The 12,367-nt window shown below is 53.9% G+C and carries 14 protein-coding genes; 11 read left to right on the top strand and 3 right to left on the bottom strand.

What is annotated here, in order from left to right:
- Positions 1 to 293: 293 nt before the first annotated feature.
- The gene (gene hemN, locus ACNQ6O_RS03045) at positions 294 to 1,703 is read right to left on the bottom strand and encodes an oxygen-independent coproporphyrinogen III oxidase (protein ID WP_418051763.1); all 1,410 of its coding nucleotides are present in this window, start codon (positions 1,701 to 1,703) and stop codon (positions 294 to 296) included.
- A gap of 222 nt (positions 1,704 to 1,925) precedes the next feature.
- Here hemN and cadR point away from each other — a divergent pair, with 222 nt between their 5' ends.
- Positions 1,926 to 2,387, top strand: coding sequence for a Cd(II)/Pb(II)-responsive transcriptional regulator (cadR, locus tag ACNQ6O_RS03040; RefSeq protein ID WP_418051762.1), 462 nt, complete (start codon positions 1,926 to 1,928; stop codon positions 2,385 to 2,387).
- Between the two features lie 79 nt (positions 2,388 to 2,466).
- Positions 2,467 to 3,126, top strand: coding sequence for a cation transporter (locus ACNQ6O_RS03035; RefSeq protein ID WP_418051761.1), 660 nt, complete (start codon positions 2,467 to 2,469; stop codon positions 3,124 to 3,126).
- On the opposite strand, the gene ACNQ6O_RS03030 is transcribed toward ACNQ6O_RS03035, so the two are convergent.
- Positions 3,123 to 4,040, bottom strand: a complete 918-nt coding sequence (locus tag ACNQ6O_RS03030) for an AEC family transporter (protein WP_418051760.1) — start codon at positions 4,038 to 4,040, stop codon at positions 3,123 to 3,125. The genes ACNQ6O_RS03035 and ACNQ6O_RS03030 overlap by 4 nt on opposite strands.
- Before the next feature lie 187 nt (positions 4,041 to 4,227).
- Here ACNQ6O_RS03030 and ACNQ6O_RS03025 point away from each other — a divergent pair, with 187 nt between their 5' ends.
- The 8 genes from ACNQ6O_RS03025 to ACNQ6O_RS02990 all read left to right on the top strand — a co-directional run bounded on the left by ACNQ6O_RS03025 (position 4,228) and on the right by ACNQ6O_RS02990 (position 11,245).
- Positions 4,228 to 4,947, top strand: a complete 720-nt coding sequence (locus ACNQ6O_RS03025; protein ID WP_418051759.1) for a Crp/Fnr family transcriptional regulator — start codon at positions 4,228 to 4,230, stop codon at positions 4,945 to 4,947.
- A gap of 67 nt (positions 4,948 to 5,014) precedes the next feature.
- Positions 5,015 to 5,692, top strand: coding sequence for a PAQR family membrane homeostasis protein TrhA (trhA, locus tag ACNQ6O_RS03020; RefSeq protein ID WP_418051758.1), 678 nt, complete (start codon positions 5,015 to 5,017; stop codon positions 5,690 to 5,692).
- Positions 5,693 to 5,706: 14 nt separating this feature from the next.
- Positions 5,707 to 6,156: an EVE domain-containing protein gene (locus tag ACNQ6O_RS03015; RefSeq protein WP_418051757.1), complete on the top strand. Its 450-nt coding sequence runs from the start codon at positions 5,707 to 5,709 to the stop codon at positions 6,154 to 6,156.
- 93 nt (positions 6,157 to 6,249) lie between these two features.
- Entirely contained in the window at positions 6,250 to 6,987 is a 738-nt protein-coding gene (locus tag ACNQ6O_RS03010; RefSeq protein WP_418051756.1) for a 5-oxoprolinase subunit PxpA, read from the top strand.
- Positions 6,987 to 7,679, top strand: coding sequence for a 5-oxoprolinase subunit PxpB (gene pxpB, locus ACNQ6O_RS03005; protein ID WP_418051755.1), 693 nt, complete (start codon positions 6,987 to 6,989; stop codon positions 7,677 to 7,679). Before ACNQ6O_RS03010 ends, pxpB begins: the two co-directional genes overlap by 1 nt.
- Positions 7,676 to 8,620 (top strand): biotin-dependent carboxyltransferase family protein, encoded by a 945-nt coding sequence (locus ACNQ6O_RS03000; protein WP_418051754.1) that lies wholly within the window; start codon positions 7,676 to 7,678, stop codon positions 8,618 to 8,620. The genes pxpB and ACNQ6O_RS03000 overlap by 4 nt, the downstream gene beginning before the upstream one ends.
- A gap of 99 nt (positions 8,621 to 8,719) precedes the next feature.
- Positions 8,720 to 9,532 carry an ion transporter gene (locus ACNQ6O_RS02995; RefSeq protein WP_418051753.1) on the top strand — a complete coding sequence of 271 codons (813 nt, stop codon included), beginning with the start codon at positions 8,720 to 8,722 and terminating at the stop codon, positions 9,530 to 9,532.
- A gap of 99 nt (positions 9,533 to 9,631) precedes the next feature.
- On the top strand, positions 9,632 to 11,245 hold the full coding sequence (locus tag ACNQ6O_RS02990; RefSeq protein ID WP_418051752.1) for a methyl-accepting chemotaxis protein: 1,614 nt from the start codon (positions 9,632 to 9,634) through the stop codon (positions 11,243 to 11,245).
- Positions 11,246 to 11,266: 21 nt separating this feature from the next.
- Here ACNQ6O_RS02990 and ACNQ6O_RS02985 read toward each other — a convergent pair whose 3' ends face one another.
- On the bottom strand, positions 11,267 to 11,644 hold the full coding sequence (locus tag ACNQ6O_RS02985) for a SirB2 family protein (RefSeq protein WP_418051751.1): 378 nt from the start codon (positions 11,642 to 11,644) through the stop codon (positions 11,267 to 11,269).
- Positions 11,645 to 11,849: 205 nt separating this feature from the next.
- On the opposite strand from ACNQ6O_RS02985, the gene fabA reads away from it, so the two are divergent.
- On the top strand, positions 11,850 to 12,359 hold the full coding sequence (gene fabA / locus ACNQ6O_RS02980; protein WP_418051750.1) for a bifunctional 3-hydroxydecanoyl-ACP dehydratase/trans-2-decenoyl-ACP isomerase: 510 nt from the start codon (positions 11,850 to 11,852) through the stop codon (positions 12,357 to 12,359).
- The last annotated feature ends 8 nt before the right edge of the window (positions 12,360 to 12,367 follow it).

Raw genomic sequence — 12,367 nt, 5'->3', positions numbered from 1 at the left:
TTTTAACCAGAAGCTAAACAGACTGACGCCCATTTCTGATACCAGAGAGTGCTCTGAGCACCAGAACAGACGCCTTCTATGTATTGAGTTTCAGGTTAATCACATAGAAGCCCAGACGTGAGGCCAAAAAACCATACGCATTTCACGGCACATTGTCCAGTCTGCAGAGGGCATAACATTAGCGTGCAACACAAATACTAACTCATGTTTTTTTAGGCTTGGCAGATACCACAACGCAAACAGGGCCACCCTAAGGCAGCCCTGCTTGTTAATTAACATCAATTTCGTCGTTTTCAGATAATCCGAGAAAAACGCTGGCTGGCCCCCACTTTTCGATACAAATCGAAAATCTGGCAAATGGCACGAATTAACAATCTTCCTGCGGGCTGCACCTGAAAAACCGACCCCGTATCGGCAATCAGTTCGTCCTGAATCATCGGTTTCAAACGCGCTAATTCATCGGCAAAGTAACGGTCAAAGTCTTCATTCCATTGGCCGGTAAACTGTTTGCGATCCAAGCGGAACTGGCAAATCAATTGGCCAATAACCCAACGACGAATACGGTCGTCCCTGCTCAGCCCGACACCGCGAACAATGGCCAGCTGCCCGGCATCAATCGACGCTTCCCAAGAAGGCAAATCATGGTTGTTCTGGAAATAGGCATCATCGGTTTGCCCAATGGCCGACACACCTAGTGACACCAAATCACAATCCGCGTGGGTGGTGTAGCCCTGGAAGTTTCGGTGCAAACGACCCGCGCGCTGGGCAACCGCCAAACTATCATCAGGTTTGGCAAAGTGGTCCATGCCAATGTATTCGTAGCCGGCTTCCAACAATCGATTGATGGTGTTGTGAAGGATCGTCAATTTCTGATGAGGCGTTGGTAGCGTGTCTGCCAGTATCCGGGTTTGCGGATAGAAACGGTCCGGCAGGTGTGCGTAACTGAACACGGACAGTCTATCCGGCGACATTTCGATCACCGATTCCAGCGTCTCAGCAAAGCTCTCAGGGGTCTGGTGCGGCAAACCGTAAATCAGGTCCAGATTGATCGACCGGAAACCAAGACGGCGCGCCTCATTTAACACCCCTTCCGTCATTGCCCGGGGCTGAATGCGGTTGACCGCTTTCTGTACGTCAGGGTTCACATCCTGCACACCCAAGCTGATGCGGTTAAATCCCAGCTCCCACAGGGTGGGCAGGGTATCTTCATCCACTTCGCGAGGGTCAATTTCAACGCTGTAATCCCGGTCTTCCCCGGACTGCAGATTAAACAGTTCACCATAGCCCTCCATCAGATGTCGCATGACATCCTTGGGCAGAAACGTGGGCGTACCGCCTCCCCAATGAAGCTGCTGCACCGGCCGATCTGCACCAAATAGCTTTGACTGGATCGCCGCCTCTTTCAGAACCCGCTCAACATAGGGCATGGCCTTGTCGCGCTTTTTGCTGATCACCTTATTGCAAGCACAGTAATAACAAAGGTGTGCACAGAACGGCAGATGGGTATAAAGCGAAACCGGGCCTCCCGCGGTTTGACTACGACCGGCGGCCGTCATCATGTCTTCGATAGAATATTCTTGAGTAAACTCTACCGCCGTAGGGTAAGAGGTATATCGCGGACCACTGAGGTCATAACGACGAATCAGGGCCTCGTCCCAAATAAAGGCGGGCTGGTTACTCTCGGCAGAACGATTGGAAGCCATAGGGGTAAACCTAACGTCAGGTAAAGCGGTAAACCGAAAAAGAAGATTATGCCTGACCGGCCCGCCGTATATATTGACGCGGATCAGTGATCCATATCACTCAGCGCTCTAAACCAAACTTGTGCTCATGGCGTAGTTCTTGTACCTCTTAAGGATAAACTGAGAGAAAACCAACGGCGGCACTCTCCATTCCTACAGATTAAGAGAGGCATGAGGTAAAGAATGAAAATCGGAGCACTCTCGCAACAGGCCAACGTGCCCGTCGAAACCATTCGTTACTACGAAAAGATCGGATTGATGCCCCGCCCCGAGCGTGGGGAAAACGGGTACAGAACCTATCGCAAAGAACACCTGGAGCGCCTGCTGTTTATCCGGCGGTGTCGCAATCTGGATATGGCTCAAGAAGAAATTCGCGAACTTCTCCGCCTGGCCGAAAAACCCACCGCCGACTGCTCGGATGTAGATGCACTGCTCGCCCGTCATCTGTCTCATGTCAGAGCGCGCCTTAAGGAACTGGCCAGTCTTGAACAAACCTTAGTGAGCCTTCAGCGCGCCTGCGCCTCCCCCGGTGCCATCAGCGACTGCGGCATCCTTGACGGGCTCAATACCGAACTTGGCAAACTCTCAGAAGCAGAGCCCCACAATCATGTACCCGGCACCCATCGGGCAGGAAGCGGTGAATAACTGCGCCGTCGCCCAAAGGGCTTGACCCTGTAGCTACTATAGGGTTTTTAATGAGGGCATTGATTCATTGGAGGTCTTTATGGCTTGTTCCTGTTCAGCTCCTACGCCGAAAACGCCCGCACCCGGTTTTCGGCGCGCTTTGTGGTTTGCCCTGTGGGTAAACCTTGCCATGTTTTTGGTGGAAGGCATTGCCAGCCTTTCCTCTGGCTCGGTATCCCTGATGGCCGACGCCATCGACTTCTTTGGCGATAGTGCCAACTACATTCTGTCTCTCACGGTTCTTTCCATGGGCATGCTGTGGCGTGGCCGTGCGGCTATGGTTAAGGGCATCACCATGGCCATTTTCGGCGGGGTGGTCTGGGCACGGGCACTCTGGGTACTGGAAGCTGGCACCACACCCGAACCATTTACCATGGGCAGTGTTGGCTTGCTCGCCCTGGTCGCTAACGTCAGTGTTGCCTTTGTGTTGTTCAAGTTTCGTGAGGGGGATTCCGACATGCGGTCGGTGTGGCTCTGCAGCCGCAACGATGCCATCAGTAATATCGCCGTTATGGGCGCGGCACTGGGCGTGTTCGGCACAGGCACCGCATGGCCAGACCTCGCCGTGGCTGCAATCATGGGCTCGCTGGCCATTACCGCGGGGATCAGTGTGGTGCGCCATGCCCGGAAAGATATTGCCGAGGCGCGCGCTGAAAACATGGCTCATGAGTCGGCGGCATCGCCGTCACACAGTCACTAAAGCACGAGCGACACCATCACCGGAATAAAGCCAAGAGCAAACAATGTACTGAGAAGCGTGGTACCTGCCGCCTGCTGGGGCGATGCATCCAGCAGCGTGGCAATCACCACAGTATTGGCCGCAATCGGCGTGATGGAAATCAGGAAAATGGCTTGGTGTACCGCCAAGTCATAGATACCCAGCGCATTGGCGTCGAGCCACCAGAACCCTAAAGCCAACACCGGCCAAGAGACAAACTTTCCGAAAAACGCCAACCCGGTAAACACCGGGTTTCCGGCCAGCCCTCTGAAGCTCAGGATGCTCATCCCGATAATCATCATGCCCAAAATGCTGTAGGCGCCGCGCAAATTATCAAACAGCGGTACGAACGGTTCAGGGATGCCGATGTGTGAAAGGTTCAGTACAACAGCCAGCACAAAGGCATAGACCGAAGGTAGCTTTGCCACCCGAACCAGCGCATCCCGTACGCTGTATTTCCCCCGAGCCGCCAGATAAAACCCGACGGAGTTTTCAAACAAGGTCGTGCCAAGCATGCAAACGATATAAATCGCCAGCCCCTGCTCCCCGAACAGCAACAGCGCAACCGGGATACCGAAATAACCGGTATTGCCTGTTCCCACCGTCAAAGGTATGACCACTTCACTGCCATCGTTCAAAAGTTTGCGAGCGAAAACCATGTGCAGCAAAGCGATCAGCGTACAAAACCCCATCACCAGAAAGGGCAGCAGAATCACTTCGGCAGACAGGGGGGCCGCCATCACGCCAGAGAACACCACGGAGGGCGTAACGATGTACAGCATCATGCCCGCAATGTGTTTTCCACTGACCTCCAGATAGCGGCCCGCCAGCCAGCCAAGGGCGACAGTCACATAAAGAGGCAGAAGTTTTATAAACAAGGCCAGCGCAGCAGTCATGGCGTCTCCGGGGACTAATACAGGAAAACAAGACAAGCGGGGCAGTCTACCACCTAGCCAGCAAGAGGTAACTTCCCACGTCCCCGCTTATCTATTCAGCCAAACATCCTTAACCATTTAAATCATTTGAGATCTTTGTTTTTGAGCAGGATAATTAAATGCGGGCCTACACAGAGAGAGTGAGATTATGAACAGCCGCTTCAGCCCCCCACTAGCATCCGCTCCCTGCCTGTTGGGCGATGATGACCCGGATATTATTCATCACGATTCGGCACCTACGGAAGTCGCCCTGCTGAACGGACTTAGCCGTGCCTTTGGCATTTGCCTGAACGAAAAACAAAACTCCAGCGAAGCGCTGTTCCTCAGCGATATCGCCCGACTGTTTCATCAGCGCCGTGTTGACGCCGAAACTCCGCTGGAAAAGCATGATCGATCTTGGTCAAACGTCTACCTCATCCAGTACGGTATTTTGCGCTTATTCCGAGAATCCTCATCCGGCAAAGTGGCTGTCCATCACTTTTTCACAGAAGGCGACTTGGTATGGCCAGTGTTTGGCCGCGCCAGAACCATCCGCAACACACTTTGTTTAACCAGCGTTGTACCAGCAACACTTTGGGTAGCGGATTTCGCAGCTTTTCGCTCAGCCGTACAGAGCCATGGCGACGGTCTCTGGTCGAAGTTTGCGTTAATGCTTACCGAAGAGATCGCAGAGCTGACCAGCATGCGTGAATTTCGCAAACAAACCATGCCCGCCAAAGAACGGTACACCCTGTTGCTCGACGAATACCCGGAGCTCGTGAAACGAGTGCCCGATAACCAGCTGGCAGCGTGGCTTGGAGTTGTACCTGCAACCTTCTCCCGCCTTAAAACAGCTAGCAAAAACGCTGTGGGACGCAGCGATTATTAATGGAAAATTTCTGCGTACACCTGTACGCTCAGGCGCATTATTTATTAAGCGGATTCAGGTGACGCAGATGAAACACGAAACAAACCAACGTGGAACAACCACAAACATCGCTCACGACCGGATCGAAGAATGGATCAACAGTGCCACACACGGGCTGGGTGCCATTCTGAGCGTTATCGGCACCACTGCGCTGATTGCCGGTGCCAGTCAGATGGGCGATATCTGGAAAATCATCAGTTTCAGCGTGTTTGGCTTGTCACTGATTCTGCTGTACATGGCTTCCGCGCTTTATCACGGTGCCCGCAGTCCACAACTAAAATCCCTTTATAAAACGTTGGATCACTGCGCTATCTTTCTGTTGATTGCTGGCACTTATACCCCGTTTCTTCTGGTCAACATGCGAGGCACAACCGGTTGGACGTTATTCGCCGTCATCTGGTCACTGGCCTTAACCGGCGTGGTATTAAAGGTGATCTTTAAAAACCGCTTCAAACTGGCTCGGGTCGGCATCTACGTGGCGATGGGCTGGTTAATTACCTTTGCTTCCGAAGATCTGGCCGCCAGCCTGAGTGAAACGGCCCTATACCTAACCGTTGCGGGAGGTATCGTTTATACCGCGGGCGTGGTGTTTTATCTTGCGGACCGAATCCCCTACATGCACGCGGTTTGGCACCTGTTTGTTATCGGCGGCAGTGCCTGCCATTTTGGCGCAATCTATGTTGGCGTCCTGCCATACACCGTATAAAGGGCTCGATACGAATGGCCAAATGGTTAGTGAAAACGGAACCGTCTGAATGCAGCATCAATGATTTTGCGCAGAAACCCGACACCAGCATTCCTTGGGATGGCGTTCGCAACTATCAGGCCCGCAATTTTCTGCGGCAGATGGCCGAAGGCGACCAAGTGTTTATCTACCACTCTAGCTGCAAACACATTGGCATTGCCGGCATTGTTCGGGTTACCCGAAGCGCCTACCCTGACCCGGCACAATTTAATGCCGACTCCCCCTACCACGACCCCAAAAGCACGCACGAGCAGCCTCGCTGGCAAGCCGTTGATATGCAGTTTGTGGAAAAACTCCCGAAACTGATTTCTTTGGATCGCCTGAAGAACATGGACGGTTTAGAAGATTTACCCTTGGTTCGTAAAGGCAGCCGACTTTCCGTTATGCCCGTTAGCGAGGACGAATGGCAGCGCATTCTCGGATAGTCTGCCCAACGGGTCGAACACCTCTCTCCGGCCAGGATCAGGTAGTATATACAGAGCAACACATCTGTTTATGAGCCCCTTTCGGAGACAGCAATGCTACTGAACTGTGACTTAGGTGAAAGCTTCGGTGCCTGGACCATGGGCATGGACGAGCACATCATGCCGTACATCGATCAGGCCAACATTGCCTGCGGCTTTCATGCCGGTGACCCGATCACCATGCACCGCACCGTTCAGTTAGCTCTCAAGCACGGCGTAGCCCTTGGCGCGCACCCCTCATATCCAGACTTACAAGGCTTTGGCCGCCGTTCAATGACGCTTAAGCCCGAAGAAATTACCGCGATGGTCAGCTATCAAATCGGCGCTCTCAGCCACATTGCGGCCTCAGCAGGCGGCCTATTGAGTTACGTAAAGCCCCACGGCGCCCTGTATAACGACATGATGCGCGATGAGGCAATTCTCGAAAGCATTCTGCTCGCTATTAGCCACTCCCCACATGACCTTGCGATTATGGCGATGACCACGGCGGACAACAGCAACCTGAAAGCGCTGTGCCAGAAACACAGCGTACCACTCATACTCGAAGCCTTTGCTGACCGAGCTTATGACGAGCACGGTTTTATCGTCCCACGCACTCAGCCTGGCGCTGTTCATAAAGACTCAGACATCATTATTGAACAGGCCCGTAATCTTGCTAACGGCACGCCGATTCAAAGCATTAATGCCAAACCACTGCATCTTGAGGCTGATTCTTTGTGCGTCCACGGCGACAACCCGGATTCCATTGCCGCTGTTGAAGCTATCCGCAAGGCCCTGAAGGACCTTCACTGATGCGCTGGCAGTGTCAGGTGACCGGTATCGATACCCTTACCCTGTATTTCGGCGACCGCATCGATATCGCCCTTACCGAAAAAATCCGTATCGCTGCCGAAGCATTAGCACGCCGGCTTGGACCGCGCCTTATTGATCTGGTGCCGTCCTATACGTCACTGATGCTGCGTTATGATGTGTTGAAAGACGACTATTCAAGCGTGCTCTCAGACGTAAAAGCCACACTGGGTGACCTCCCCGAACAACCGACAAATGTCGGTGAATCCGACATCATCAAAATCCCCGTGTACTATCACCCCAGCGTTGGCCCGGATCTCGCAGCCATCGCGGAACGGGCCGGTTTAACCACCGACCAAGTGATTCAACGCCACAGCGAGCAGATTTACCACGTGTTTGCGATCGGCTTCGCGCCCGGGTTTGCCTATCTGGGGGAAGTTCCCCAAGAACTGGCGACACCCAGGCTCGCCACCCCGAGGCCGAAAGTCCCCGCGGGCAGCCTTGGCATTGCGGACCGACAAACCGCCATTTACCCGCTGGAATCGCCGGGCGGCTGGAACCTGATAGGCCGCACACCGCTAACCATGTTTGATGCTCACAGGGAGCAACCATCGCTATTGAGCGCCGGGCAACAGGTTCAGTTTCGGTCAATCTCGCAGGACGAGTACCTCGCACTGGGCGGGCAGATCGAATGAGCAACCCTGCTGGCTTTCACGTCACCAAACCGGGTTTTTTCACCCTATTACAAGACGGTGGCCGCCGAGGCGTAATGCACATGGGGCTCACCACCAGCGGTGCCATGGACCGGCACGCGTGGGCTTGGGCCAACCATCTATTAGGCAATGCCTTCGGAACGCCGGCTCTGGAAATCACCTTCGGCGGGATGGAGCTCACCTGCGAGTTGAGCACCCAGATTGTGGTGACCGGTGCCGAGGTGAAGTTCACCGTTAATGGCAAACCAAAACCGCTCTGGAGCACGGTTCGGGTTACATCCGGGGATGCGGTGGCGTTGAGCACACCGCGATCCGGCGTCCGCTGTTATCTGGCCGTGCTCGGCGGTTTCATAGTCAACACCGCTCTGGGCAACAGCTGCGCGACTGTGCTCAGAGAAGGCACGGGGGGCCTTCACCAAAACGGTCAGCCACTTTCGGAAAACGATTTTTTGCCCTGCCGGCCGGCTTTAACGCTGGTTTTAAATCGAAAGATACCCAGCCAGTGGATTCCCGACTACCACGAGCCGCTGACTCTGAACGTAATTCCCTGTGCACAGGTCGAGCGGTTTTCCGATGCCGCGCTCATGGCCTTCTTCAATAACATCTACACATTGAGCCCCCAAGCTGATCGCATGGGCGCGCGCCTGACCGGCCCCGCTTTGGAAGCTGCAGACCGCCAGCTTATTTCAGAAGGCACCAGCCTGGGCGCCATTCAGGTGCCCGCCGATGGCCAACCCATTATCCTGCTCAATGACCGGCAAACCATCGGCGGCTATCCAAAGCTGGGCGCGGTCACGCCTCGAAGTCTGGACGCTCTGGCCCAAAGGCCTCCGGGAACCCAACTTCGCTTCAGGAAAACATCATTGCAGGAAGCCCGGCAGGAAGAGCGCCAATTTCTGGCATTTTTCAGAACTGCTGGTTAAGCAGACAATCCGTAGGGCTACCTGATCTGAATACAAAGCTACCACCGACCTCAACAGACCATTAGAATTGCCACGATTCTTTTACCCGGAGCCCTAGTGATGTCTGTTGAGCTGTCCTCTTCCAACAGTTTTGAACAACTCAAGCGCATTGAATCCAGCAAGGTTTTTCAAGGCGCAGTCATTGCCATCATCATTCTTTCCGCCCTGACCATTGGCGCGAAGACCTATGACCTGCCTCCGTTGGTCGAGCAGTCGTTAACGGTACTGGACAACGCCATCACCCTGTTCTTCTTGATTGAAATACTCTTCCGCTTTGCCGCCTGCCCCACCAAACGTCGGTTTCTGAGGGACGGCTGGAACCTGTTCGACACCTTGGTGGTCATCGGCAGTCTTGTCCCGCTCGACAACTCCGAGGCGGTGTTGCTCGGCCGCCTGCTTCGTGTGTTCCGGGTATTGCGGCTAGTGTCAGTCGTGCCCGAACTGCGATTCCTGATCAACTCGCTGCTCAAAGCCATTCCACGGATGGGCTACATTGCTCTGTTGATGTTCATCATCTTTTACATCTACGCAGCGATTGGTTCTATGTTCTTCGCCAGTGTGGATGAGGAGCTCTGGGGTGATGTGGCAATATCCATGCTCACCCTGTTCCGGGTAGCGACCTTCGAAGACTGGACCGATGTCATGTATGCCACCATGGCAGAATATCCGCTGAGTTGGATTTTCTACCTGACGTTTATCTTCCTCACCGCCTTTGTGTTCCTGAATATGATGATCGGGGCGATTCTGGAAGTGATGGGCGAAGAACAAAACGCCGAGGCGGCGAAAAAAGCCCATGATGAGCGGGATGAGATCGTCCAGCAGCTGCGCGCAGTGCAACAAAAACTGGATAAACTGGCTGAGAAACTGGAGTAATCACAACGTGCTGGATCGTGCGCGACCGTCCGCACCTGCAACATAACTGTCACACCCCGCATCTATGCTCATCGCGAATCTCTTGAGAGGAAGTTCGCGATGAGCCTGACGGTGCATCAACGCCTGATGTTGTTTTCCAGTTTTTGTCTGCTTGCGCTGGCGGCGTTGGCGTGGCTATCCATGTCTGTCGTACGTGAGGCTGAAGACGCCACAGACCAGCTAGTGCGAGAGCAAATGGCGGATGTCTGGCTGCTGACCGACCTTGACCGCAGTCATCGTCAACTCATGGATCTTTCCTACAAGATTAAAGCCCAACTGTTGCTTTGGGATGAAATTACCGAGCAGTTCCAACACACTGCGGCAACTATCCAGACGCAATGGCACGCAGCAACCGCCAACCCCCGCCTGAAGACCTGGGCACAGCAGAACACCGACGCCCACCAAGCCGTTCTCGACCTGCTCGAAGCCCTGAAAAAACCGATCGATCAGATGAGCTACTATGCAGCCGGTAAAGTTGTGGATTTCCAACTTTACCAGGCTCTTGACCCTATGCTTAACGAGATTGACGCGCAGCGCTCGAAGCGCCGCCAAGAGGCCAATACAGGCGCAAACACACTGCTGGCGTTTTTGAATCAACAACAGAGGTTCTTACTTGCAGGTGCCGTCATCGTTTTGCTTGGCACGATGTTACTGACCTACTGGCTTCGCCGCACCGTTACCACAAGATTGCAGTTGATCGCCCAACGCCTCCGTGTCATGGAGGCCTCCTCAGATCTATCCATGCCGCTCTCGGTATCGGGGCGCGATGAAGTATCCGCCGTGGCCCTTGCCATTAACGGCCTGATTGCCAAGTTCAGCCTCTTCGTAGAGGATGTCACAGAAGCCGCTACGGTTCTGCAGCTGCGCTCAGCCAACCTGGATGAACAGGCAGATGCGGTGCACCTTTCCTCGCAACACAACAACCGGCAAATCCAGGACGTTGTTGCTTCCATGGATTCCATTACCGCAAGCGCCAGCCACATTGAGCATTCGGCGAACGCCTCCCGAGCCCAGGTAACAGATGCCGTCAAAGGCAACAATGATGTTCAGCACCAGCTTCGTGAAAGCGAACAAGCCGCCGAGCATGCCGTTGAAGTAATAAACCGAGTGACCACTGCCATTGAAGCACTCCGCGGCTCCAGCGAACGAATCGAACAAGTCATCAGCGTCATCGCCGACATTGCCGAACAAACAAATCTACTGGCTCTGAACGCCGCCATAGAAGCCGCCCGGGCCGGGGAACAGGGGCGTGGTTTTGCCGTGGTTGCGGATGAGGTGCGAAACCTCTCCCGCCGCACAGGGGAATCAACAAAGCAAATTCGTCAGTGGGTTGGCGAACTGGTCACGCAAGTCGATAGCACTCACAAACTTCTCGACGAAACCCGGTCAGCGGGAGATACCAACCGAGACACACTGACCACTCTCAAGACCCACCTCGTCGCACTCAAACAAACCTTTGACGACCTCAGTCACTTTACCCATGAGGTCGATGAGGCGATCAACGTTCAACGTGACGAGATTGGCCGAGTCGGAAGGCGCGCAAACGCGCTAAGCGAAAGCTCCCAATCTCTGGAACAGCACATTGGCAATACCAAAACGGTGAGCGAGGCGTTACGTGAACAGTCAGAGTCACTGAGAACGTTGATATCCCGCTTTCAAATCCAGCAGATATAAATCGAATGAGGATCGGTGATATCAACCGAAGACAGGCTTAGCCATCGCCAAGTGGAAAATAGCGCTCACCTGCACCAGAGCGACAATCGCCGCGATGACACGAACCGGTGTTGAAAACTTGGGTTTGATGGCAAATACGCCCGCTACGATATAACCCACCAACAGCACAATTTTGACCATCAGCCAGCCCGGCATACTTGACGCGTAACCTGCCACAAACAACAGTGCAATAGCGGCAACCAGTAGAACCGTGTCGTTAGCATGGGGGATCCAGCGCAGCGGAGTTTCTCTCCAACCTGGCCGACCAACGACATCCAGCAGCAGTCTCAGCGCAAACAAAGTAATTGTCAGATACGCGGCGGTCATGTGCAGGTGCTTTAGAACCATATAGGCAGTCATTCGAACGTCCCTTTTTCCATCAGATTGTTGACGCCATTGTACGCAAAACACCCTAAAGCGGGTACGGTGAATAATCGGCCTCAACCCCCACACATACCCTGAGCGATTGGCGAACTCCCTTAATCATCCACTAAAGGTCAATAGCCGTTTTCGTATCAGGCGCTAAAGTAGGTGTATCAAATAATGAAACAGAGACACCTGTAATATGTACCCTGATCACTTTGACAAAGAAGACCTGATCCGCTGCGGTAAGGGCGAATTGTTCCCCGGCGACATGCGCCTGCCCCTCGACGAAATGTTGATGGTTGACCGCATCACCCACGTTGGCGCTGAAGACGGCCTGTATGGAAAAGGCAGTCTAGTGGCTGAGCTGGATATCAATCCGGATCTTTGGTTTTTCAAAGTTCACTTCCAAGGCGATCCGGTCATGCCTGGTTGTCTGGGGCTGGATGCCATGTGGCAGCTAGTCGGATTTTACCTCGCTTGGGGCGGCGGTGAAGGCAAAGGCCGGGCACTGGGCGCCGGTGAAGTGAAATTCTTTGGTCAGGTGCTACCTAGCAACAAAAAGGTCACCTATTATCTGGATATTAAGCGTCTGATTCGCCGCAAACTGACAATGGCGATTGCGGATGCCCGAATGGAAGTGGATGGTCGTGAAATTTACACCGCCAAAGATCTGCGGGTTGGCCTGTTCACCTCCACTGACGACTTTTAGGAGTTAGC

This window comes from Marinobacter sp. SBS5, from assembly GCF_048285575.1.
Classification (GTDB): Bacteria; Pseudomonadota; Gammaproteobacteria; order Pseudomonadales; family Oleiphilaceae; genus Marinobacter.
This window is presented reverse-complemented; position numbering and strand designations above follow the sequence as displayed.